This window comes from Rhodanobacter panaciterrae, assembly GCF_014651895.1.
GTDB classification, from domain to species: domain Bacteria; phylum Pseudomonadota; class Gammaproteobacteria; order Xanthomonadales; family Rhodanobacteraceae; genus Rhodanobacter; species Rhodanobacter panaciterrae.
Window position 1 is genome coordinate 1,686,222 of the sequence record NZ_BMXT01000001.1, and the last position, 22,955, is coordinate 1,709,176.

The following is a 22,955-nucleotide window of genomic DNA, read 5'->3' on the forward strand; positions in this document are numbered from 1 at the left end:
AAGTCCTGGAGCTCCCATGAAGTCCTCATCACTGCGCACACCCTTGTTGTGCCTGAGCCTGCTGGTGCTGGCTGCCTGCAGCAAGGAACAAGGACCGCCGCAGATGCCGCCGCCGGAAGTGGGCGTGTTCACGGCACAGCCGCAAAATTCGCCACTGACCCGCGACTTGGTCGGCCGCTTGTCGTCGTATCGCAGCGCCGACGTGCGTGCCCGCGTGCCGGGCGTGCTGCTCAAGCGCAATTACGACGAAGGCACCGACGTAAAGAAAGGCCAGCTGCTGTTCCAGATCGATCCGGCGCCGCTGAAAGCCGCATTGAATGCCAGCATGGCAGCGCAGGCGCAGGCGCAGGCGACCTATACCAACAACAAGATCACCGCGCAGCGCGTACGCGAGCTGGCGCCGAAGGGCTACGTTTCCAAGTCGGATCTGGATAACGCGCTGGCCGCCGAACGCACCTCCGCCGCCGCGGTGCAGGCGGCACAAGCCAATGTGCAGAGCGCCCGCATCAACCTGGGCTATGCCGACGTGACTGCGCCGATTGATGGTCGCGCCGGCCAGCAGCAGGTCACCGAGGGCGCACTGGTCGGCAACGGTGAAGCAACCCTGCTCACCACCATCGACCAGATCGACCCGCTGTACGTGAATTTCACCATGAGCGTGGCCTCGATGGAGCAGATGCGCCATGCGCAGAGCAGTGGCAACGTCACTCTCGCCGAACCGGACCAGGCCAGCGTGCAGGTCACCCTGCCCGACGGCAGCGCGTACGGCGAGCCGGGCGTGTTGAATTTCTCCGATACCACGGTCAACCCGGCCACCGGCTCGGTCAACCTGCGCGCGACCATTCCGAACCCGAAACACAGCCTGTTGCCCGGCATGTATGTGACGCTGAAAGCGAACCTCGGCCAGCAGAACAAGGTGTTCCTGATTCCGCAGCTGGCGTTGCAGCGCGACACCGTGGGCGCCTATGTGATGACTGTCGGCAACGACGGCAAGGTGGCGCGCAAGAATGTCACCACGACCGACATGAGCGGTGGCAACTGGGTGGTCACCGACGGTCTCAGCGCTGGCGATCAGGTGGTGGTGTCGGGCATCCAGAACGTGAAGGATGGCGCGCCGGCCAAGGCCAGCCCGTGGCATGCCGCGCCTGCCAGCGGCACTTCCTCCGCCACTGCTCCGGGCTCCGCCCCGAGCAGCAAGTAACGGAGCGCAGACCATGCCGAGTTTCTTCATCGACCGCCCGATCTTCGCCTGGGTGGTCGCCATCCTGATCTCGTTGGGCGGCGTACTCGCCATCCTCAATCTGGGCGTGGAGTCGTACCCCAACATCGCCCCCCCGTCGGTGACGGTGAGTGCGACCTACCCCGGCGCCAGCGCCGACACCACCGAGAAAACCGTCACCCAGGTGATCGAGCAGCAGCTCACCGGCATCGATCACCTGCTGTATTTCAATTCGTCGTCCAGCGCCAACGGCCGCTCCAGCATCACGCTGACCTTCGAAACCGGTACCAACCCGGACATCGCCCAGGTGCAGGTGCAGAACAAGGTCGCCCTGGCCACGCCGCGCCTGCCATCCGATGTGACCCAGCAAGGCGTGGTGGTGGCCAAGGCCAATGCCGGCTTCCTGATGGTGGTGGCACTGAAATCGGACAATCCAAGCATCAACCGCGACCGCCTCAACGACATCGTCGGCGCGCAGGTGCTCGATCAGATCTCACGCGTGCCCGGCGTCGGCAGCACCCAGCAGTTCGGTGCCGAATACGCGATGCGAATCTGGCTGAACCCAGACAAATTGCAGGGTTACGGCTTGTCCGCCACCCAGGTGCTCGCTGCGATCCAGGCGCAAAACGTGCAGTTCGCCGCCGGTTCGCTCGGTGCCGACCCAGCCCCGGCCGGGCAGGGTTTCACCGCTACGGTCTCGACCGAGGGCCGCTTCACAACGCCTGACCAGTTCGCCGGCATCATCCTGCGCGCCAATGCGGATGGCACCACGGTCAAGCTTGGCGACGTGGCGAAAATCGACTTCGGTCCTGGCAACTACGGCTTCGACACCCAGTGGGACGGCAAGCCGATCGGCGCGTTCGCGATCCAGTTGCTGCCCGGCGCCAACGCACTAGACGTGGCCACCGCCGTGCGTTCCAAGATGGACGAGCTCGCCCCCAGCTTCCCGCAAGGTGTGAGCTGGTTCAGTCCGTACGACAGCACCAGCTTCGTCAAGATCTCGATCGACGAGGTGGTGCACACCCTAGTCGAGGCGATCGTCCTGGTGTTCCTGGTGATGCTGCTGTTCCTGCAGAACATCCGCGCCACGATCATCCCGACCCTGGTGATACCGGTCGCCCTGCTCGGTACCTTCCTCGGCATGCTGGTGCTCGGCTTCACCATCAACCAGCTGACCCTGTTCGGCATGGTGCTGGCGATCGGCATCGTGGTGGATGACGCGATCGTGGTGATCGAGAACGTCGAACGCATCATGACCGAGGAACACCTGTCGCCGAAGGAAGCCACGCGCAAGGCGATGGGCCAGATTACCGGCGCCATCGTGGCGATCACCGTGGTGCTGGCAGCGGTGTTCGTGCCGTCGTCGCTGCAGCCAGGCGCCTCGGGTGTGATCTACAAGCAGTTCGCGCTGACCATCGCCGTGTCGATGGGTTTCTCCGCGCTCCTCGCGCTGTCGTTCACGCCGGCGCTGTGCGCCAGCTTCCTGCAGCCGGAACATCACAAGAAAAAGAACATCGTCTATCGCAAGTTCAACGAGTTCTTCAGCTGGGTCACGCACACCTATACCGGCCACGTCGGCGGCGCGGTGCGGCATGCTCCGCGCTGGATGCTGGCCTTCGTGCTGGTCGCGGTGCTCGGCGGCTTCCTGTTCACCCGCCTGCCCGGCAGCTTCCTGCCGGAAGAAGATCAGGGTTATGCGCTGTCGGTGATCCAGCTGCCACCGGGTGCCACCAAGCAGCGCACCAGCGAAGTGATGAAACAGATGCGTGACATCCTCAACAAGGACAGCGCGGTGGAAGGCGTGCTGCAGGTCACGGGTTTCAGCTTCATCGGCTCGGGCGAGAACGCCGGCATGGCCTTCATCAAGCTCAAGGATTGGGCCAAGCGCGACGTGACTGCCGCGCAGTTCATCCAGCGCGCGAACGGCGAGATGCAGCAGGTACACGATGCCCGCATCTTCGTGGCCAACATCCCCACGGTGCAGGGTCTGGGCCAGTTCGGCGGCTTCGACATGTACCTGCAGGACCGTAGCGGCGCAGGTCGCGACGTGCTCACCCAGGCGCGCAACACGCTGCTCAGCAAGGCCAGCCAAAACAAGGTGTTGACCGGCGTACGTCCCAACTCGCTGGAAGACTCGCCGCAGCTGCACCTCGACGTGGATCGCGTGCAGGCGCAGGCGATGGGCCTGCAAGTCGGCGATATTTACAACGCGATCGGCCTGATGCTGGCACCAATCTACGTCAACGACTTCACCTACGGCGGCCGCGTCAAGCGCGTCATCATGCAGGCCGATGCCTCCTACCGCATGGGCCCGGAAGCGTTGGAGCACATTTTCACGCCAGGCCCGACAGCCACCGGCAGCAGCACGCCGCAAATGATCCCGCTGTCGAATGTGGTACACACACGCTGGGATGTCGCTTCACCTTCGCTGACCCGCTACAACGGTTATTCGGCGGTCGAGATCGTCGGCTCGCCGGCACCGGGACACGCCTCCGGTGAAGCGATGAACGAGATGCAGAAGATCGTCAGCGACGACCTGCCCAAGGGCTTCGGCTCCGACTGGACCGGCCAGTCCTACCAGGAAATCCTGTCCGGCAATGCGGCCACACTGTTGATGGTGCTGTCGATCGTGATCGTGTTCCTGGCGCTGGCCGCCCTGTACGAAAGCTGGTCGATTCCGGTCGCGGTCTTGCTGGTGGTGCCGCTGGGCCTGCTCGGCACGGTGGTGTTCACCCTGCTGCGCGGGCTGCCCGACGACATCTATTTCAAGATCGGCCTGATCACGGTGATCGGACTCGCCGCGAAGAACGCGATCCTGATCGTCGAGTTCGCGGTGGAGCAGCAACAGGGCGGCAAGAGCCTGCGCGACGCCGTGGTCACCGCAGCTCGACTGCGGCTGCGTCCGATCCTGATGACCTCGCTGGCCTTCATCCTCGGCGTGTTCCCGCTGTTCATCTCCAGCGGCGCCGGCGCCAACGCACGCCACGCCATCGGTACCGGCGTGATCGGCGGCATGCTGTTCGCCACCTTCCTTGGCGTGCTGCTGATCCCGGTGTTCTACGTGGTGGTGCGGCGCCTGCTCGGTGACAAGCTGGACGGCAATGCACCGCCTGCCACGCAAAGTAATAACGGCATGCAGTCGTTCAATTCGGATCCGCATCGCGAGCATTGAGTCATGACGCCCTCTCCCTGCCTGGGAGAGGGTTGAGCTCGTAAACGGATAGAGACAAACAAAAAGCCCGGACGGGTTTCCCCGTCCGGGCTTTTTGTTGAGCCGATGGCGGCTTAGCGCAGACCGGTTTCGGCGCGCGCGATCACCATGCGCTGGATCTCGCTGGTGCCTTCGTAGATCTCGGTGATCTTGGCGTCGCGGAAGTAGCGTTCCAGCGGCATCTCCTTCGAGTAGCCCATGCCGCCATGGATCTGTACCGCCTGGTGACTGATCCACATCGCCGCTTCCGACGCAGTGAGCTTGGCCACCGCCGCCTCGGTACCGAAACGGCCACCGTGCTTTTCGGTCTCGCCCTTGGTCCACGCTGCACGCAAGGTCAGCAGGGTTGCCGCATCCAGCTTGCACTTCATGTCGGCGATCTTCGACTGGGTCATCTGGAACGTGCCGATCGGCACGCCGAATGCCTTGCGGTCACGCGACCACTGCAGTGTCGCTTCGTACGCGGCACGGGCGATGCCGACCGCCTGCGAAGCGATGCCGATGCGGCCGGCGTCGAGCACGCCCATCGCGATCGAGAAGCCCTTGCCTTCGTCGCCCAGCAGGTTTTCCTTGGGCAGGACGTAATCGGTGAACTCGATCTCGCAGGTGGCCGAGGCGCGAATGCCGAGTTTCGGCTCGCTCTTGCCGGCGTGGAAGCCCGGCAGCTGCGTATCGACGATGAAAGCCGACACGCCCTTCGCGCCGATACCCGGCGTGGAGATCGCGAACAGCACGATGTAGCGCGCCACCGGACCGGAGGTGATCCAGCTCTTCTTGCCGTTGATCACCCAGTCGCCATTCGCATTCTTGGTGGCGCGGGTATGCATCGCCGAAGCGTCGGAGCCGGACTGCGGCTCGGTCAGCGCATACGCGCCAATCGCCTCGCCGGTGGCGATGGCGCGCACGTACTTCTGCTTCTGCTCCTCGTTGCCATGCTTGAGGATGCCGTTGCAAAACAGCGAATTGTTCACCGACATGATCGTCGCGGTAGCCGCATCGGCCGCAGCGATCTCGATCATCGCCAGCACATAGGCGACCGGATCCATGCCCGCGCCGCCGTACTCATGCGGCACCTCGATGCCCATCAGGCCGAGCTGGCCCATCTCGCGGATGTTCTCCAGCGGAAACTCGCCCTTGGCGTCCAGCTCGGCCGCCACCGGCACGATGCGCTTCTGCGCAAAGTCGCGGGCGATCGACTGGATCGACAACTGGTCTTCGGTAAATCGGAAATCCATGTATTACTCCCAAGCGCCGCGAACAGGCGACTATCAAGACAGAAACGGGTGGCCCCACCGGGCCAGCCGGCTATTCTAGCGACCCGCGCAGCCGGCGTCGTGCCTGCCCGCGATACCGCAGGAGCGCAGCCAGTGCGCGATGCTCTTGATCGGGTTCCTCCAACCCATCGCGCACGTCCACAGGAAGTCCCTTGTGGACAAGCTGCGCCTCTTCAAAAAATCAAAAGCCTGCGCACCCTTGACGGCCCGGCAAACCAAGGCCAGACTTGTTATCTCTTTATCGCGATACAAGGATGCCCGATGGACTTGGCGACCGCCTCCAGCGTGCTCCGGCTGCTGGCCGACCCCACCCGCGTGCGCCTGCTGGCGCTGCTTGAACATGAGGAACTCACCGTGGCTGAACTGGCTGCGGTGTTGCATCTCGCCCAGCCACGCGTCTCCACGCACCTGGCCAAACTGAAGGAAGCCGGCCTGGTGCGCGACCGCCGCGCCGGCGTATCCGCCTATTACCGCGCCAACAACGAAGGCGACGAGGCCCAGCACAGCCTGCTCGTCTCGCTGCGCGAAAGCATCGACGACGCCTTGTTGCGCGAGGACAGCGCACGCCTGCCCGGCGTGCTGGCGAACCGTGCGCGTGAGGAAGGTTGGGCGGATACCGTCGCCGGCGACATGGAGCGCCACTACTCGCCCGGCCGCACGTGGGAAACGCTGGCGCGTTCGCTGTTGCAATTGCTGGGTACCGGCGACGTGCTCGACATCGCCTCCGGCGATGGCATCACGGCCGAATTGCTGGCACCACACGCCCACTCCATCGTCTGCATCGACTCAAGCGAGCGCGTGGTCGAAGCTGCGGCAAAGCGACTCAAATCATTCGCCAACGTCGAGGTACGCCAAGGCGACATGCATGCGCTGGAATTGGGCGAGCAGCGTTTCGATCTGGTGTTGATGCTGCATGCGCTGACCTATGCCGAGCATCCGGTGCAGGCCGTGGCCGAAGCCGCGCGACTGCTGCGTCCTGGCGGTCGCCTGCTCGCCGTGACACTGGGCCAGCACGACCATCGCGCCGCGGTCGAGCCGTTCGACCATCGCAACCTCGGCTTCAGCGGCGAACAGCTCGATGGCTACGCGCGCGCCGCCGGCCTCGACGTCATCAGCTGCAACCGGCTCAGCCGCGAGCGCAAGGCGCCGCATTTCGAAGTGATCAGCCTGCTCGCGCGCAAGCCGGCCTGAACACCGCTGCACCGCATAACCAAAGGAAGTTTGATGAGTACGTTGCCCTGGCTCCACCCCGATCGCGTCGCCCTGCTGGAACAGGCGCTGCGTCGGCGCATCCTGATCCTCGACGGCGGCATGGGCACCATGCTGCAGGCGCATGAACTGGACGAAGGTGGTTTTCGCGGCGAGCGTTTCGAGCATGGTCACGACGGTCACGCGCAGGTGCACGACAACCATGCCCATCCGGGTGGTTGCGACCTCAAGGGCAATAACGACCTGCTCACCCTGACCAAGCCGGAGATCATCCGCGGCGTGCACGATGCTTACCTGGAAGCCGGCGCCGACCTGATCGAGACCAACACCTTCAACTCGACCCGGATCAGCCAGGCCGATTACAAGCTGCAGCATCTGGCGCACGAGTTGAACCTGGAAGGTGCACGTCTGGCCCGCGCCGCCTGCGACGCGATGACCGCAAAAACGCCACACCAGCCACGCTTTGTGATCGGCGTGCTCGGCCCGACCAGCCGCACCGCCTCGCTGTCACCGGACGTCAACGATCCGGGTTTCCGCAACGTCACGTTCGAGGAGCTGGCGGAGAATTACACCGAATCCGCCAATGGCCTGATCGACGGCGGCGCCGACGTGATCATGGTCGAGACGATCTTCGATACCTTGAATGCCAAGGCCGCGCTGTTCGCGCTGAGCGAGCTGTTCCACCAGCGTGGTGCACGCATGCCGGTGATGATCTCCGGCACCATCACCGATCGCTCCGGCCGCACCCTGTCGGGGCAGACTGCCGAAGCGTTCTATTACTCGGTGCGCCACGCGCGGCCGTTGTCGGTAGGCTTCAACTGCGCGCTCGGTGCGGATGACCTGCGCCCGCACATCCAGACGCTGGCAAACCTCGCCGAGAGTTATGTCAGCACGCATCCGAACGCCGGTCTGCCGAACGCGTTCGGCGAATACGACGAGACGCCCGAACACATGGCCGACGTGATCGGCGGCTTCGCCCGCGACGGCCTGCTGAACCTGGTCGGCGGTTGTTGCGGCACCACCCCAGCCCACATCAAGGCGATCTCCGAGGCCGTGCGCAACCATCCGCCGCGCGCATTGCCTTCACTCGACGCGGAGGCCGCATGACCGCGCTTTTACTCCTCCCCCTGCATGCAGGGGGAGGCTGGGAGGGGGTAAAGCTCTTGCCGAACATCTCGAAAACCAGATCAAAAGCGTTACCCCTCCCCAGCCCTCCCCTGCATGCAGGGGAGGGAGCAACTGCATGGTGTCGCCGCTCATGAGTACCCGTCATACCCGCCTTTCGGGCCTCGAACCGCTGGTCATCACGCCCGATCTGCTGTTCATCAACGTAGGCGAACGTACCAATGTCACCGGCTCGGCGCAGTTCAAGAAACTGATCAAGGAAGATCGCTACGACGAGGCGGTCGAGGTCGCCCGCCAGCAGGTCGAAAACGGCGCGCAGGTCATCGACATCAACATGGACGAGGGCCTGATCGATTCCGAGGCGGCAATGACCCGCTTCGTCAATCTGATCTCGTCCGAGCCGGACATCGCCCGCGTGCCGTTCATGATCGACTCGTCGAAGTGGACGGTGATCGAGGCCGGCCTGCGCTGCCTGCAGGGCAAGGGCATCGTCAACTCGATCTCGATGAAGGAAGGCGAAGCGCAGTTCCTCGATCACGCGCGCAAGGTGCAGCAATACGGTGCCGCCGCGGTGGTGATGGCGTTCGACGAACAAGGCCAGGCCGATACCTGTGCACGCAAAGTGGAAATCTGCTCGCGCGCCTATGAGCTGCTGACGAAGGAACTCGACTTCCTGCCCGAAGACATCATCTTCGACCCCAACATTTTCGCGATCGCCACCGGCATCGAGGAACACAACAACTACGCGGTGGACTTCATCGAAGCCACCCGCGAATTGAAAAAACGTTTCCCGGATTGCCACATCTCCGGCGGCGTCTCCAACGTCTCGTTCTCGTTCCGCGGCAACAATATCGTGCGCGAGGCGATCCACTCGGTATTCCTGTACCACGCCATCAAAGCCGGCATGGACATGGGCATCGTCAACGCCGGCGCGCTGACGATCATGGACGACATCGACCCGCCGCTGCGCGAACGCGTCGAGGACGTGGTGCTGAACCGCCGCGACGACGCCACCGAACGCCTGCTGGAGATCGCCGACAACTACAAGGGCAAGCGTGGCGAAGCTGTCGTCGAAACACTCGCCTGGCGCGAGAAGCCGGTGCGCGAACGACTCAGCCATGCGCTGGTGCACGGCATCGACCAGTACGTGGTCGAGGACACCGAGGAAGCCCGCCAGTTGTCGACGCGTCCGCTCGACGTGATCGAAGGCCCGTTGATGGACGGCATGAACGTGGTCGGCGACCTGTTCGGCGCCGGCAAGATGTTCCTGCCGCAGGTGGTGAAATCCGCCCGCGTGATGAAAAAAGCCGTGGCCTACCTGCTGCCGTTCATCGAGGCGGAAAAACTGCGTACCGGCGACACGGGCAAGAACAACGGCAAGATCATCATGGCCACGGTCAAGGGCGACGTGCACGACATCGGCAAGAACATCGTCGGCGTGGTGCTCCGCTGTAACAACTTCGAGGTCATCGACCTCGGCGTGATGGTGCCGGCACAGAAAATCCTGGAGGCCGCAATCGCCGAGAAGGCCGACATGATCGGCCTGTCCGGCCTGATCACGCCGTCGCTGGAAGAAATGAGCCAGGTCGCGCGCGAAATGCAGCGGCAGAATTTCCACATCCCGCTGTTGATCGGCGGCGCCACCACCTCTCGCGCGCACACCGCGTTGAAGATCGAGCCGCATTACAAAGCCGGCACGGTCTGGGTAAAGGATGCTTCACGTGCCGTCGGCGTAGCGCAGTCGCTGGTGACCAAGGAGCTGGTCGAAGACTTCCTCGCCAAGGTGCGTGCCGACTATGCCGACGTGCGCGAACGCCACCGCAACCGCGGACCCGGCAAGCAGCTGGTGCCGCTGGCCAAGGCACGCGCACAGCGCTTCCGTTGCGACTGGGCTGCCTATCAGCCGCCACAGCCGAACCAGCCCGGCGTCACCGTCTTCGACGATTACGACCTCGCCACGATCCGCCCGTACATCGACTGGACACCGTTCTTCCAGGCATGGGAACTGGCCGGCCATTACCCGGCCATCCTCACCGACGCCGTGGTCGGCACCCAGGCCAGTGAACTGTTCCGCGACGCGCAGGCGATGCTGGACAAGATCATCGCCGAGAAGTGGCTGACTGCCCGTGCCGTGATCGGACTGTGGCCGGCGGCCAACGTCGGCGACGACGTGGAGGTTTACACCGATACCACCCGCACGAAGCGGCTGGCCACTCTGCTCAGCCTGCGCCAGCAGGCCGACAAACCGATCGAGCGGCCGAATCTCTGCCTCGCCGATTTCATCGCACCGAAGGAATTTGACAAGCCCGACTGGCTCGGCGGTTTCGCAGTCACCGCCGGCATCGGCATCGAGGAGCATCTGGCCCGCTTCCAAGCCGACTACGACGACTATTCCTCGATCATTCTCAAGGCGCTGGCCGACCGCCTCGCCGAGGCATTCGCCGAGCATATGCACGAGCGTGTGCGCCGCGAGTTCTGGGGTTTCGTGCCGGACGAAGTGCTCGACAACGACGCCCTGATCGCCGAAAAATACCGCGGCATCCGCCCGGCACCCGGCTACCCGGCCTGCCCCGATCACACCGAAAAAACTGCCCTGTTCGCTTTGCTCGACGTCACCCGCAACACCGGCATCGAACTGACCGAAGGCTTCTCGATGTACCCCGCCGCCGCCGTCTCCGGCTGGTACTACTCACACCCGGACAGCCAGTACTTCGTGGTCGGTCGGCTGGGCAAGGAACAGGTCGAGGACTACGCCAGACGCAAGGGCTGGACCCTGGTCGAAGCCGAACGCTGGCTCGCCTCCAACCTCGACTACGATCCCGAATAACTATCGTTATCCCGAGCGAGCTTGCAGGCTCGCTCGATCTGAGTCACTCAATCGTGTCGCCGGTAATGCTGTTCTTGTGATGGCGCATATGCACGATCAGGTTGTAGACCGAGACGAAGGCCGGAAAGAAATTCGAGATGATGCCCACCGAATCGTTCTTGCCGACCGTGAAATAAGCCAGCAACAACGCACTGCCCACCACCGACAGCCACCAGAACGACAGCGGCATCACCACCCGCTTGTGCTTGCGCGTGTAGTACAGCTGCACGAACCAGCGACTGGTGAACATCACCGAGCCGAGCAGGCCGACGATCTTCCACGGCGTCAGCTGGAAATTCTGCAGCGCTTGCAGAATGTGGGCAAATTGAGTGCTCAGAAAGTCCATGGTCAGGTGCTTTGGCTTTGGAAGAGCGGCGAGTTTACAACCCCCACGTGCACCGCCGCCCAGCCAGCCCGCAACCCGCTACAACGCCCTGTCCCGGGACTCAAATCAGCGACAACCATTGACCTGCCCCGCCACTCCCCCTAGAATTCCGCGTTCTCGGCGGGCGATTAGCTCAGCGGTAGAGCACTGCCTTCACACGGCAGGTGTCGCAAGTTCGATCCTTGCATCGCCCACCAACAGATTCAGCAAAAAGCCACCTTCGCGGGTGGCTTTTTGCTGGGCTCGGCCGGCAGTACGGAAAAAGCATCCGGTTACCGGCAGAATCATGTCAGCCGGGATCGGTCACGAACACGCCAGCGAGCGCCGTGATCTTTCTACGGCTCCGATTCCACCCGGTTGTTGCCACCGTGTTTGGCCCGATAAAGGGCCACATCGGCGCGCCTGATCATCGCGTCTGCACTCGTTTCGCCGGGCCGTATACGCGAGATGCCCACACTGACGGATACCCGCAATTGCGGACAGATGTCATCCATGTTCAGTGCCTCGACATTGCCGCGCAACCGCTCCGCCACCAGCACACTGCCATCTGCCCCGGTATTCGGCAGCACGACATAGAACTCATCGCCACCCCAGCGCCCCAGCTGGTCGAACTGTCGCAAGGCATCCTTGCAGGCAGCGACAATCCGCAACAATGCCCAGTCGCCCAGCTGGTGGCCATGACTGTCGTTGATTTCCTTGAAATCATCGACATCGAGATGCAGCAGACTCAGTTCATGCCCAGCTCCATGGGCACGCTTGACCTCCTCGGCCAGTACCTTCTCGATACCGCGGCGATTGGCCACCCCGGTGAGGACATCGGTCATCGCCATTCGCTTGTAGCGACGCAGATGCTGGATCTGCCGCATCACCAGCCACGCCAGCAGCAGCGTCAGCACGCCACCGAGCAACAGTGCAAGGCGCTGCCAGCGGCGCACCTGTTCCAGCGAGTCGATCTGCGTCCTGCTTAATGCGGCGTCGGCAGCGAGGCGACGATTCTCCAGATCACGTCGCGTGGTATCGAACTGATAGCTCATCAGGATCGTTTCCTGTCGGCGTGCCATCAGATCGAGCTCGGCATTCGCATTGATCGTGCGCTGAAGGTCTTCGATGGTGGCCTGCAGCAGACCCAGCGCATAGTCACTCCTGGCGCGGGCAGCGTAGAGCTGCGCCAGATAACGGATGTTTCTGTCCGCGGTGATGCCTGTCTCGGCCGTGGCGTAATCGGTCAACGCCACTTTGTGCTGGCCCACGCCGGCGTGCGCAATACCGTATTGCAGGTGCATCATGGCCATCGATGACTGATCGGATACTGATGCAAATGCCGTTCCGGCCTGCCCCAGTGCATCCAGGGCCGGCTGGTACTCGTGCTGGCCGTTGTACACCTCGGCCAGACCCAGCTGAGCCGTAGCTTCGCTTTGCCGATCCGACATCTGTTTGGCCAGTGCCAAGGCCTGCTTCAGCTCCTGGATCGCCTCGCCGGAATTGCCACTATCGTCATCCAGGTAGCCCAGCTCCATGTGCACCTGGAGCTGACTGCCGTTGTCGTGCCGCTGTTCGGCCCAGGCCCTGGACTGTTCGAGATAAGCCCGTGCCTTGTCGTACTCACCGAGGCGCCGATACGCACCAGCAATATCGAGCAGGTTGCCTTCCGCGAGAATATGCTTTCCAGCACTGGTATAGCTGCGATTGGCTTCCAGCAAGTCCACCAGTGCCAGCGCCTGCTCGCCCTGCAGCGACTCCACCGAGCCACGCAAGCTGAGCCCGTCGCCGATGCGTTCCGCATCGTTGACCTGCCGTGCCAGCAACAGGCCGGCGTTGTAATCGACAAGAGCATCCGCGCTGGTCGTGGTCAGCGCCTGATACTGACCTCGACAGTAATGGAAGTCGATCTGTGCATGGACATCGGCAGCATGCATGGCATCGGCAAGCGCCGACGAGGCATAGGCGAGTCCGGTACGCGCGTTGTTGGTGAATGACATCTCGCAATAGAGTGCGCGATAGACACGCTCACGTCGCGCGTCACCCGGTGGCAGCAATGCATGGAGCTGTGCCAGTACCCGATTCGTTTCGGCAGTATCGACCGGAACCAGTTCGTTGCTGTCCAACTGATCTGCCAGACGATCAAATGCGGATGCCGAAGGCGTTGACGCGGCGCAAACGCCGACGCTGGCCAGCACCAGGCTGGCTCCAAAAAGCAACGATATGGCCCGCCCCCCAAACATGCTCAGATCCCTCCCCCAAGGTCACCAGCAACCTGCAGCATACAGGGACGCATGGCGCTACGGGCTTTCCATCCATGAGCGTTGAGGGATAGCTTTCTGGTTCTGTCCTCGGAGCACTGCCTTCACACGGCAGGCATCACAAGTTCGACTCTTGCATCGCCTACCAGCTAAGACTTGAAGCGATCCGATGAACCAAACAAAGGCGTTGCGCGCGGAAGATCCGCTTTCCCGGCCACCGTCGTGACGAGATTGTTGCCGATATTCAGGCATTGGTCCGCGATCGTCGCCACGCCGGTCCGGTGCGACACGACGATCAGGATCGTCTGCGGCAAGCGGCGCTTTAGTGCTGCAAGAACCACGATCTCGGAAGCGGCATCGAGCGCACTCGTCGCCTCATCCAGCAAGGCCAGGAAAGGCTGCCGCAGGATGACCTGGGCCAGCAGCAGTCGCTGCAACTCGCCTCCGGAAAGCCGACTCGAAGAATTGTGCAGTGCCGTATCGAGTCCGTGCGGCGAACTCGCCAGTCGCTTGTCGAGCCCCACGTCCGTCAACACACTGCGCAACATCTCATCGGCGGCTTCGGGCGCCGCCCACAACAGGCACTCGCGTACAGAATGCTGCCAGGGCCGGACACTCTGGCTGACATAGGCGCCATGCCGCACCAGCTCGCGGTACTCGTCAAAATCGATAGTCCGTTCGCCGGCACGTGCGACAAAAGTCTCGGGCGTCATCATCCCTGCGAGGACATCGATCAGGCTGCTCTTGCCGATACCGGAATCGCCCGAAATCAGGGTCAGCTCGCCGGGCACCAGAACCAGATCGCCGACATCGAGACCGGTCGCTGGCGGTATCAACCGCATCCGCTCGATATGCAACACGTCACTGGAAGTCGTCTTGCGCGACGACGCAACTGACGAACGATCAGGTTCGAGGTGCATGTACCGCTGCCACAGTTCGAATGCCGGAGCGGCCGAACGCAACTGCTGAAAACTCTGCCGGGTTGTGACCAGATAGGGCAACAAGCGCCCGAGCAACAGACACACCGCGATCAGCGACGCCTGGTCGATGCCGCGCCAGCGATGGGCGAGCACGAACAGCGCCGCGATCCCCGCCGCCGCCAGCAGCTCCATCAGCAGCCGCCCGGAAGCCACCAGCTCCAGTTGACGCCGGTAGCCGTGGCACAGCCGGGCGGAAACGGCGCCGTAGCTTTCCTTCTCCACCTCCTCCTTGCCGAACGAACGGATGTGGCGCAGGCGCCGCGGAAAATCCTCGCTGTGCCAGAACAGTCGCGTCATGTCTTCGACGTACTGGCGACTGACCAGCGATTGCTCGCGCCCATAGGCACGTGACGCCAGCAGTCCAAGACCTGCGAGCAACGGCGCCGCCAGCATCAAGGGTGGCGACACCCAGAACGCGAAACCGAGACTGACGGCAGCAGTGACGCCGGCGATCAGCAATTGCTGCAGGGCGCTGAAACCCTGCACGATGAGCTCGACGCTACGGATGAGGACATTGGCGATCTCTGCGGACGTCGAATTCGCCAGCGACTTCAATGGAGCGTCGACCAGGCGTGCATGCACCCGGCGACGCAGGCTCATGCCGTAACGACCTAACAGGCGCGCTCCCAAGCGCGCTGTCTGCCAACGCAACAGGGCGAAGGCAACCATCGCGGCGGCGAAGACGGCCGCCTGCATTTCGACGCTGCGTCCTGCGCCGAACAGCACATTGCCAAACGGCAGCGTGTGCCCCGGCTGGACCAGCGGCACCAGCAACACCGCCGCGAGACTCCCGGCAAAAGCCACCCCCAGCGACAGCAGCACATACGCCGCTGTTTCCACCAGTTCGGCGTGCGTAAGCGTACGCACAAGCGAACGCAGCAGGCCGTGGACTCGATCAGGTGCTGGCGACGGCTCGCCTGACATCTTTACGAGCCCGCGCCGCAGGCCAGCAGCATGGACCGTGGCTTCGATGACACTTCATGGCGATTCAGAACGCGTTACTCCCGGGCCGGATTTCCCATGTCGGTAAGTGCGGCCGACACAGGAAAAGGTTGCGCGACATCGCCGCACTGCTTCATCTATTGCTTGAAGCGCAGACGGCCCGAAAACACTTGGCTACGGCGTCTTGCCTGACTACGGCGTCTTGTCTGCCTGCAGGCCTTGCACGATGGCCAGCGACCGTTTCACATGTTCGTCCGGCCGAAGGTGATCGCTCTCAGAGGAAAGCGTAGCGACGATCTTGCCGTTGCCGGCGATGACGAAAGTTGTGCGAGAGATAAAGGCATGATCGATCGCCACGCCGCGCACATCGTTCATGCCTGGCTGTGCCGCCTCGGCTTTCAGATCATAGGAGAGCGCGATCTTGACGTCGGCATCGGAGGCAACCGGAAACTTTCCGGCGCAGTACTTCGGGTCCGCCGAGAAGGCGTTGAGGCGTCCGATGCTGTCGGCCGATACGCCGATGATGGTCGCGCCGGCCGCGTCGAACTTGTCCCGGTTGGCTGCAAAGGTATGTGCTTCCAGATCGCAGCCTCCCGTGTAGGCCGACGGGTAGAAGTACACCACCACCGGCCCTTTCTTGAGGGCATCGGCAAGCGAGAAGGTGAATTCCTTGCCTGCCTGGCTGGCCTGCGCCGTGAATGTGGGTGCCGTGGCACCCGGCGCGAGTGCAGCAAAGGCCGGCATCGCCGCAGCCAGCGCCACCAGCGCACCTAGTGCCATCGATCCTGCAAGACGTTTTTTCATTTTCGCGACCCTCATGAAGTAACCCTTTCCAAGTGTGACACGGACGCGATCGACGGCATCAGTCGAGCAGTTGGCGCAGTGCATTGGCAGAATCCCGCGGATGGCGCCCGCGGCGTAGCAGGTGGACGCCCTGCTGCATCATTCGCTGTTCGAAGCGGTGCCAGCCCGGCTGTCCTGACGCATACGCCTGATCAGCGGACAGCCGGGCGGCAATTTCATCCGGAGGGATAACGCTCAACAGGACATCGGGATCATCGGCCGATTGAGCGGAAACGAACACCGCGCCGACCAGCTCCAGCGGAGCCGCCGCGAGCCGGCCGTGGCCTAGCCGTAAATCGGCTTCGAACTTCTCTACACCGCTACGCCGACGGATGATGGGCGCCTGATTGATCCAGCGCCGGGTTGCATCGTCATCGATGAGACACAACGCATCGGCCTGCACATGCAGGTAATTGGCGACGCCGGTGGCGAGCATGCTCTCCGGCTGCACGAAGACCGCATCTTCGGCGAGAAAGTCCAGCCCCTGCAGCAAGCTGTGCAAGGCCAAGGTCGATTTGCCCGAGCCGCTGGCTCCCAGCAGCAGGATGCCGCGTCCTTCCCGGCCGACGCAGGCGCCATGCAGGGGGACCAGGCCCAGTCCGCGCGTCGCCAGGGTGAATACGGCAAATTCGATGAGCTCGTAGCGCAGATGGTAGCGATGACTGAGCATGTCCTCCGACGCCACTACCAAGGCGCGACGCTGCTCGGGAGCCAGCACCACATAGTTCGACGCATCCATCACGCCGCAGAGCAGGCCCGCACCGGATTGCACGCGCATCGGTGGTGGCTCCGCAGCGCTCGGGGAAAGCTGGCGCGGCAGCAGGCGCAGTTCGATGCGGAACTCCGGCGTGCCCATCATCAATTGGTGTGGTGGCAGACCGGCGTAAGCGGCCTCGACAAGATCCAGCAGCGCCTCGCTGGTGCTTTCGAAGCGGAAGCATCCGCCCAGGATCTGCCGACACACCGAGAAGCGGCGATCGGAGCGCCGCTCGCAAAAAGGGTCTGCACCGGCGTCTTGAACGCCAGCGCAGAAGCCAAGGCCATCATCGTCGATCAAAAGTGTCAGCCGTCTGATTGCCGCGCACCGCACGGTGCGGATACGAAAAGAATGCCCAGTAAGTACCGCCGCGCTGGAAAAAGGTTGCGTCCGCCCCTCGATGCACGACATCCGACTATTTTGCCGCGCGAGGCAACCGAAGCCCGCCGCTCAGGCACTCACGTCCAGTCAACGTCAATCGCTGGAGCCGGGCCGGCCCGGCACCGATGCGCTGCTGCAGTTTGCCCCACGGCTTACGAGACCCTTTGCGATGCTGAATATCCAGGTTGGCCACTCCTACTTTCTGAGTTACGACCGGAAGCAGTGGGAACGCGGCAAGCCCTATCCCCCGCTCGCCACGATCCAGGTCGCCGCGCTGCTGAGGGAGATGGGGCACGTCACCAGCCTGTTCGACGCGATGCTGGCCTATGGCGTCGAGGACTATCAGGCATCGCTGCAGGTCGCACGACCGGACGTGGTCGTCATCTACGAGGACAACTTCAACTACCTGACCAAGATGTGCCTCGGCCGCATGCGCGAAGCGGCCTGCCAGATGATCGCCGAGGCGCGCGCGCACGGCGCACGAGTGATCGTTGCGGGCTCCGACGCGTCCGACCATCCGGATGCGTTTCTCGCGGCGGGCGCAGACGCCGTGCTGATCGGCGAAGGCATCGCGGCGCTGGTCGAATTGATCGAGCGGCTGGATCACGATCCACAGATCGCCACTTTGCAGTGGACATCTGGCATCGCCGGCGCCGCGACGCTGGTGGACGGACAGACGCAGCTGCTGCGCCTGGGCGCACAGCCGCCGGATCCGCGACTGGCCGGGCGGCCTGCGTGGGATCTGGTCGATATCGAACGCTATCGCACGATGTGGAACGAGCGGCACGGCTACTTCAGCCTCAACATGGCCGCGTCGCGCGGCTGCCCGTTCCGCTGCAACTGGTGCGCCAAGCCGATCTGGGGCAACCACTACAAGCAGCGCGGTCCGCAGGACATCGCTGCGGAGATGACCTACCTGAAGCAGACGTTCCGTCCCGATCACATCTGGCTGGCCGACGACATCTTCGGCTTCCACGTCGACTGGGTCACGGAGTTCGCCGAGCACCTACGTGTAGCCGATGGGTCGGTACCGTTCACCATCCAGACCCGCGCCGACCTGATCAGCGAACGCATGGCCAGCGCGCTCGAGCAAGCCGGATGCATGGAAGCGTGGATCGGTGCGGAAAGCGGCAGCCAGCGCGTGCTGGATGCGATGACCAAGGGCACCAAGGTCGCCGACTTGATCACAGCCCGCATGCGCTTGGGCGAACACGGCATCCGCGTGGGCTTCTTCATCCAGCTCGGCTATCTGGGCGAGCAACTGGCCGATCTTCTGGCCACCCGTGAACTGGTCGCACAGGCCGCGCCGGACGACATCGGTGTCAGCGTTTCCTATCCGTTGCCCGGCACGAAATTCTACGAGAAGGTCAAGGCTCAGCTTGGCGCGAAGACGAACTGGCAGGACAGCGGCGATCTGGCCATGATGTTTCGCGGTGCCTACGACTCGGACTTCTATCGCCGCGTGCGCGACCTGCTGCATGAGCAAGTCACCCTGCAGCAAGCGAAGGCCGCCATGGAGCCGGAGCGCTATCGCCAGGACGGTGCCGCGCTCGATGCGCGATGGGATGCGTTGATCGCCTGCGAGCAGGCGCACCGCAACGAAGACGCCACATCGCTGCTCACGGCAGCGCAAGACAACCCCGAGACGCTGCGCCATGCTGCCACCGCTCAAAACCGTTAGAGACGGCTTGCGCCGCACCACCGAAGCGCTGGCCATGGAACTGGTGCGGCCGGGCAGCGCGACGCCAGAGTGGAGCGATCTCGAGTGGCGCTTGGCGGCGGCGGCCGCCGCCGCACATGGCGTGTCGCCGCTGCTTTCCAAATCTGCCCGCTGGCAAAACCCGGCATGGAGACAGTTTCTCGCGAGCCAGCGCGAACACGTCGAGCTTCGCCATCGACGCATCGCGTCATTGCTGGAATGCATCGACGCCGGTGCACGCGCCGCCGGGGTGACCATCGTTGCGCTGAAGGGTTCCGCATTGCACGCGTTGGGCATCTACGTGCCGGGCGAGCGTCCGATGGCCGATATCGATTTGCTGGTCCGCGAGAACGATGCCGCGCCCGTGATCAAGTTGCTGCAAGAACTCGGCTACGTGGAGTCGTTCGTTGCGTGGAAGCATCGGGTCTTCAAGCCGGCGACGGGCCAGCCCTCCGCAGGGCTGGGCGAACACCGCGACACCCCGGTCAATATCGAGCTGCATACGCGCATCCAGGAACGGCTGCCTGTCTCGGCAATCGATATCACCGAGCGTATCTATCCGCGCAACCCAACGCCCGGCCTGAATCCGTATCCATCGAACGGCGCCTTGATGAGCCACCTGCTGCTGCATGCGGCAGGCAACATCTGTGGCCGCAGCCTGCGCTTGCTGCACCTGAACGACATCGCCCTGCTGGCCAAGCGCATGAGCGCAGACGACTGGAGCGTCTTGTGGGATGAACATGCCGCCGACTCTCCCTGGTGGGCGTTGCCGCCGCTGCGTCTGCTCGCACGCTACTACCCGGGTGCGATACCCGACGCCGTGCTCGCCAGGCTCGAACGCGACTGCCCTCCCCTGTTGCGGACGATTTCGCGTCATCAGACGCTGACCCAGGTCTCGTGCTCGGAACTATGGTTGCACGCGCTAGCCGGCATCGAATGGTCGCGCTCCTTCCGTGAAGTGGGGCACTACGTCAGGAATCGTGTCAGGCCTCCGCAAGAAGCCGTCAAGGAGCGCGCCGATATGGTGCGGACACAGTTGTGGCTGCAGGGACAAAGCTGGGTCAGGCAGAAACAGGGTCGGCGCATCCTCACCATGCTCACCCGACACGTGCCACGGATGGACACGCTCTACGTGGTGCGCGCGGCACTGGACGTGCCGGCATCCGCAACCTGACCGGCCCGTCAATGACTCGACACGCAACGGGAGAGCGACGGGCGATGGGCGCGCAGCACGCTTGCCCTGGCGCCGATGATTCAGCGCTGTCAGACATCCGGTTGCGTTGCCCCCGCTGCGGAACTGACATCGACAGACTGGATTGCCCCGCATGCTGGTTCTCCATCGTGATCGACGACGGCATCGCGCATGCACTACCGCCGGAGTCGATCGCGCAACATGCCCGCTTCATGGCGGATTACGAGCGGATACGGCAGTCGGAAGGTCGCGGCAGCGAAAGCGCAGACTTCTACCTCGGCCTTCCCTACCGGGATACGTCGGGTAGAAACCGCGAACAGTGGCAAATGAGGGCGCGCAGCTACGATTACCTTGTCCGGCATCTGCTGGATGGCACCGATCGTGACGGCAGGATTCTGGATCTTGGCGCGGGCAACGGCTGGATGAGTTATCGCCTGGCACTGGCAGGGTATCGACCTTGTGCTGTCGACCTGCTCACCAACGATCAGGATGGACTGGGCGCCGCCCGACATTACCGGACACGCCTGCCGAAACTCTTCCCGCGCTTCCAGGCCGAGATCCGCCGGCTTCCGTTTGCGGACGAACAATTCGACGCTGCTGTGTTCAATGCCTCGTTCCACTACGCCGAAAACTACGAGGCCAGCCTGCGCGAGACGCTGCGCTGCGTGAAAGTGGGTGGCGTGGTGATCATCAGCGATACGCCGTGGTACGCCCGCGAGGAAAGCGGCAGACAGATGCTCGCCGAACGTCGCGCGGCTTTCCTGCAGAGTCATGGCATAGCTGCCGACTCCATTGCCACGCTTGGATACCTTACCGACGAACGGCTGCACCGAATGGAAGACGCGCTGTCGATCCACTGGGACGTGCGTCGTCCATGGTACGGCCTGACATGGGCTGTGCGCCCTCTTGTGGCCACGCTTCGCGGCAAGAGAGAGCCTTCAAAGTTTCGGCTTTACGTGGCGCGCAAAGGCGCATGACCGTGGCGAAGACAACGAGTGGATCAGCGAGGTAGTCGACGACGTGCATACCGGAGAGCAGTACCACCAATTCATGCTTGCATCGCAGCGAGACCGACTGGTGCGCGACAGGTTTCAGAAGCTGGCGTTGGACCTGCTGCCCTCGGGAGCTGACGTGCTCGATTTTGGTGCTGGCACCGGTATCGATGCCAAGGTCTATGCCGCCAACGGACACCTGACTTTCGTGCATGAACCTTCGGCAGCGATGTGCGAGTACATGACGCAGTACTGCCGCGATGAAATCGCCTGCAAAACGATCATCACGGCGGCGTCGCCGCTCACCTGCAAGGTGCAGGCCGTCACGGCCAACTTCGCCGTGCTCAACCATTTCGCGGATCACACCGCGCTTTTCGAAGAATTGTCGCTCGTGGTCCAGCAGGACGGCTTTGTCCTGGCCAACATGCTCAATCCTTATTACCTCGGTGATGCGCGTTACGGCTGGTGGCGGGCGAACATCATGAATCTTGTACGCCGGGGTCATTACGCCATCGCCAGTGAAAGCCACATCCACCGCTTTTCGCCACACGTCGTGACGCGGGCAGCAGCACCGTATTTCCGGCTGGAACGCCTCATTCCGCGTGGTTTCGGATGGGCTACCGATCTCTACATGTTCTTGCTGTTTCGGCGGACCTGACATGTGGAAGGACTGGATAAGACCGTTCGTACGCCCACTGCCGCAATGGTCCACGGTGGCCGTGGCTCCTCCGCAGCAAGTGGTCAACGCCACCTTGCACTGGGATGGTCAGTCGGCAGATGTCACGACGGATCACACGGTGGCTTCGCTGGTGCCACTGGTCATCGCGACCAGCCTCGATGCCGGCCAACATCCGGTACTCGAGTACCGGGACAGCGCTACCGGAAAGCTGCTCGGCGTTTTGCGCCTGACGCAGACAGCATCAGTCGCTGCCGCAGAGACATCCATCACTCTCTACCGCGTCGCAACGGGCGAACAGCGTTGTCTCGGCTGGCCGCTGCGCCCGTGGAACGCGTGGTTGCAGAATCGCCTCATGCTGAAAAATCGCTCGCCGCAGCACTTCGCTCCGGAGCCTGCCGCGGTACAGCAACTCATGATTGCCTATCTGTGTCCGCGGCCGGTCATCCTTGTCTCGATCGACACGCCAGGCCACCGGAATATCTTCCCGATGGATTTGATCGGGCCGCTGCAGCGGAGCGGACTTTTTTCGCTGGCGCTACGCAGCAACAACGTTTCCGTGCCCATCATGCGCGAAGTGCGCCAGGTTGCCCTGTCCAGCATCCCTGCGACGATGAAGGCGGTCGTTTACAAGCTCGCCGAGTATCACAAGCACCCGCTCCAGGACTGGAACGCGCTGCCGTTCCCTGCTCGGCCGTCGCGGCAGTTCGGCATCCCCGCCGCTGCTGCGGCGCTACGCATTCAGGAGTTGGCCATCGTGCATAGCGAGGAGGTGGGCTCGCACACGTTGTTCCTTGGCCGTATCGTTTCTGACGAAAATCTGACGGAAGGCACCCAGCTGCATCACACGGCAGGCTTTCATCAGGCCTATCGCCGCAGGCGAGGAACGCCGTTTGCGGAAATGTAATGCTCCGGTTCATCACTAACTTCACTGCTGAACAGGCTTGGCTGGCAAGGGGTAGTA

16 protein-coding genes and 2 tRNA genes are annotated in these 22,955 nt (G+C 63.1%); 12 read left to right on the forward strand and 6 right to left on the reverse strand.

Annotated elements, in window-relative coordinates:
* Window positions 1–16 precede the first annotated feature (16 nt).
* Window positions 17–1,201, forward strand: coding sequence for an efflux RND transporter periplasmic adaptor subunit (locus IE071_RS07845; protein WP_189440539.1), 1,185 nt, complete (start codon window positions 17–19; stop codon window positions 1,199–1,201).
* Between the two features lie 13 nt (window positions 1,202–1,214).
* On the forward strand, window positions 1,215–4,391 hold the full coding sequence (locus IE071_RS07850) for a multidrug efflux RND transporter permease subunit (RefSeq protein ID WP_189440540.1): 3,177 nt from the start codon (window positions 1,215–1,217) through the stop codon (window positions 4,389–4,391).
* Window positions 4,392–4,504: 113 nt separating this feature from the next.
* On the opposite strand, the gene IE071_RS07855 is transcribed toward IE071_RS07850, so the two are convergent.
* Window positions 4,505–5,665: an acyl-CoA dehydrogenase family protein gene (locus IE071_RS07855; protein WP_189440541.1), complete on the reverse strand. Its 1,161-nt coding sequence runs from the start codon at window positions 5,663–5,665 to the stop codon at window positions 4,505–4,507.
* A 300-nt stretch (window positions 5,666–5,965) separates the two neighbouring features.
* On the opposite strand from IE071_RS07855, the gene IE071_RS07860 reads away from it, so the two are divergent.
* The 3 genes from IE071_RS07860 (at window position 5,966) to metH (ending at window position 10,865) form a co-directional block, all read left to right on the forward strand.
* Entirely contained in the window at window positions 5,966–6,895 is a 930-nt protein-coding gene (locus IE071_RS07860) for an ArsR/SmtB family transcription factor (RefSeq protein WP_189440542.1), read from the forward strand.
* A 33-nt stretch (window positions 6,896–6,928) separates the two neighbouring features.
* Window positions 6,929–8,020, forward strand: coding sequence for a homocysteine S-methyltransferase family protein (locus IE071_RS07865; protein WP_189440543.1), 1,092 nt, complete (start codon window positions 6,929–6,931; stop codon window positions 8,018–8,020).
* Between the two features lie 151 nt (window positions 8,021–8,171).
* Entirely contained in the window at window positions 8,172–10,865 is a 2,694-nt protein-coding gene (metH, locus tag IE071_RS07870) for a methionine synthase (protein WP_189440544.1), read from the forward strand.
* Window positions 10,866–10,908: 43 nt separating this feature from the next.
* On the opposite strand, the gene IE071_RS07875 is transcribed toward metH, so the two are convergent.
* A complete protein-coding gene (locus IE071_RS07875; protein WP_189440545.1) occupies window positions 10,909–11,250 on the reverse strand; it encodes a lipid-A-disaccharide synthase N-terminal domain-containing protein in 342 nt (113 codons plus the stop codon).
* Window positions 11,251–11,411: 161 nt separating this feature from the next.
* Between IE071_RS07875 and IE071_RS07880 the strand changes: the two genes are divergently transcribed.
* Window positions 11,412–11,486, forward strand: a tRNA-Val gene (locus tag IE071_RS07880).
* Between the two features lie 138 nt (window positions 11,487–11,624).
* Here the strand turns inward: IE071_RS07880 and IE071_RS07885 are convergent.
* A complete protein-coding gene (locus IE071_RS07885; RefSeq protein WP_189440546.1) occupies window positions 11,625–13,394 on the reverse strand; it encodes a diguanylate cyclase in 1,770 nt (589 codons plus the stop codon).
* A 201-nt stretch (window positions 13,395–13,595) separates the two neighbouring features.
* On the opposite strand from IE071_RS07885, the gene IE071_RS07890 reads away from it, so the two are divergent.
* A tRNA-Val gene (locus IE071_RS07890) sits at window positions 13,596–13,677 on the forward strand.
* A gap of 1 nt (window position 13,678) precedes the next feature.
* Here the strand turns inward: IE071_RS07890 and IE071_RS07895 are convergent.
* The 3 genes from IE071_RS07895 to IE071_RS07905 all read right to left on the reverse strand — a co-directional run bounded on the left by IE071_RS07895 (window position 13,679) and on the right by IE071_RS07905 (window position 17,462).
* Window positions 13,679–15,433 carry an ABC transporter ATP-binding protein gene (locus IE071_RS07895; RefSeq protein WP_189440547.1) on the reverse strand — a complete coding sequence of 585 codons (1,755 nt, stop codon included), beginning with the start codon at window positions 15,431–15,433 and terminating at the stop codon, window positions 13,679–13,681.
* Between the two features lie 210 nt (window positions 15,434–15,643).
* A complete protein-coding gene (locus IE071_RS07900) occupies window positions 15,644–16,255 on the reverse strand; it encodes a peroxiredoxin (protein ID WP_189440548.1) in 612 nt (203 codons plus the stop codon).
* Window positions 16,256–16,313: 58 nt separating this feature from the next.
* A complete protein-coding gene (locus IE071_RS07905; RefSeq protein ID WP_229792797.1) occupies window positions 16,314–17,462 on the reverse strand; it encodes a phosphoenolpyruvate carboxykinase (ATP) in 1,149 nt (382 codons plus the stop codon).
* 139 nt (window positions 17,463–17,601) lie between these two features.
* On the opposite strand from IE071_RS07905, the gene IE071_RS07910 reads away from it, so the two are divergent.
* From IE071_RS07910 to IE071_RS07930, 5 genes are all read left to right on the forward strand, one after another.
* Complete coding sequence (locus IE071_RS07910; protein ID WP_189440549.1) at window positions 17,602–19,113, forward strand: B12-binding domain-containing radical SAM protein; 1,512 nt, start codon at window positions 17,602–17,604, stop codon at window positions 19,111–19,113.
* Window positions 19,088–20,305 carry a nucleotidyltransferase family protein gene (locus IE071_RS07915; RefSeq protein WP_189440550.1) on the forward strand — a complete coding sequence of 406 codons (1,218 nt, stop codon included), beginning with the start codon at window positions 19,088–19,090 and terminating at the stop codon, window positions 20,303–20,305. The genes IE071_RS07910 and IE071_RS07915 overlap by 26 nt, the downstream gene beginning before the upstream one ends.
* Window positions 20,306–20,349: 44 nt before the next feature.
* A complete protein-coding gene (locus IE071_RS07920) occupies window positions 20,350–21,300 on the forward strand; it encodes a class I SAM-dependent methyltransferase (protein ID WP_189440551.1) in 951 nt (316 codons plus the stop codon).
* A 73-nt stretch (window positions 21,301–21,373) separates the two neighbouring features.
* A complete protein-coding gene (locus IE071_RS07925; protein WP_229792798.1) occupies window positions 21,374–21,973 on the forward strand; it encodes a class I SAM-dependent methyltransferase in 600 nt (199 codons plus the stop codon).
* Window position 21,974: 1 nt separating this feature from the next.
* On the forward strand, window positions 21,975–22,898 hold the full coding sequence (locus tag IE071_RS07930; protein ID WP_189440553.1) for a flavin reductase: 924 nt from the start codon (window positions 21,975–21,977) through the stop codon (window positions 22,896–22,898).
* The last annotated feature ends 57 nt before the right edge of the window (window positions 22,899–22,955 follow it).

Excerpts from the sequence above, each read along its gene's own strand:
- IE071_RS07845 (WP_189440539.1), top strand. The coding sequence starts at position 17 with ATGAAGTCCTCATCACTGCGCACACCCTTGTTGTGCCTGAGCCTGCTG.
- IE071_RS07850 (WP_189440540.1), top strand. The coding sequence starts at position 1,215 with ATGCCGAGTTTCTTCATCGACCGCCCGATCTTCGCCTGGGTGGTCGCC.
- IE071_RS07855 (WP_189440541.1), bottom strand. The coding sequence starts at position 5,665 with ATGGATTTCCGATTTACCGAAGACCAGTTGTCGATCCAGTCGATCGCC.
- IE071_RS07860 (WP_189440542.1), top strand. The coding sequence starts at position 5,966 with ATGGACTTGGCGACCGCCTCCAGCGTGCTCCGGCTGCTGGCCGACCCC.
- IE071_RS07865 (WP_189440543.1), top strand. The coding sequence starts at position 6,929 with ATGAGTACGTTGCCCTGGCTCCACCCCGATCGCGTCGCCCTGCTGGAA.
- metH (WP_189440544.1), top strand. The coding sequence starts at position 8,172 with ATGAGTACCCGTCATACCCGCCTTTCGGGCCTCGAACCGCTGGTCATC.
- IE071_RS07875 (WP_189440545.1), bottom strand. The coding sequence starts at position 11,250 with ATGGACTTTCTGAGCACTCAATTTGCCCACATTCTGCAAGCGCTGCAG.
- IE071_RS07895 (WP_189440547.1), bottom strand. The coding sequence starts at position 15,433 with ATGTCAGGCGAGCCGTCGCCAGCACCTGATCGAGTCCACGGCCTGCTG.
- IE071_RS07900 (WP_189440548.1), bottom strand. The coding sequence starts at position 16,255 with ATGAAAAAACGTCTTGCAGGATCGATGGCACTAGGTGCGCTGGTGGCG.
- IE071_RS07905 (WP_229792797.1), bottom strand. The coding sequence starts at position 17,462 with ATGTCGTGCATCGAGGGGCGGACGCAACCTTTTTCCAGCGCGGCGGTA.
- IE071_RS07910 (WP_189440549.1), top strand. The coding sequence starts at position 17,602 with ATGCTGAATATCCAGGTTGGCCACTCCTACTTTCTGAGTTACGACCGG.
- IE071_RS07915 (WP_189440550.1), top strand. The coding sequence starts at position 19,088 with ATGCTGCCACCGCTCAAAACCGTTAGAGACGGCTTGCGCCGCACCACC.
- IE071_RS07920 (WP_189440551.1), top strand. The coding sequence starts at position 20,350 with ATGGGCGCGCAGCACGCTTGCCCTGGCGCCGATGATTCAGCGCTGTCA.
- IE071_RS07925 (WP_229792798.1), top strand. The coding sequence starts at position 21,374 with ATGCTTGCATCGCAGCGAGACCGACTGGTGCGCGACAGGTTTCAGAAG.
- IE071_RS07930 (WP_189440553.1), top strand. The coding sequence starts at position 21,975 with ATGTGGAAGGACTGGATAAGACCGTTCGTACGCCCACTGCCGCAATGG.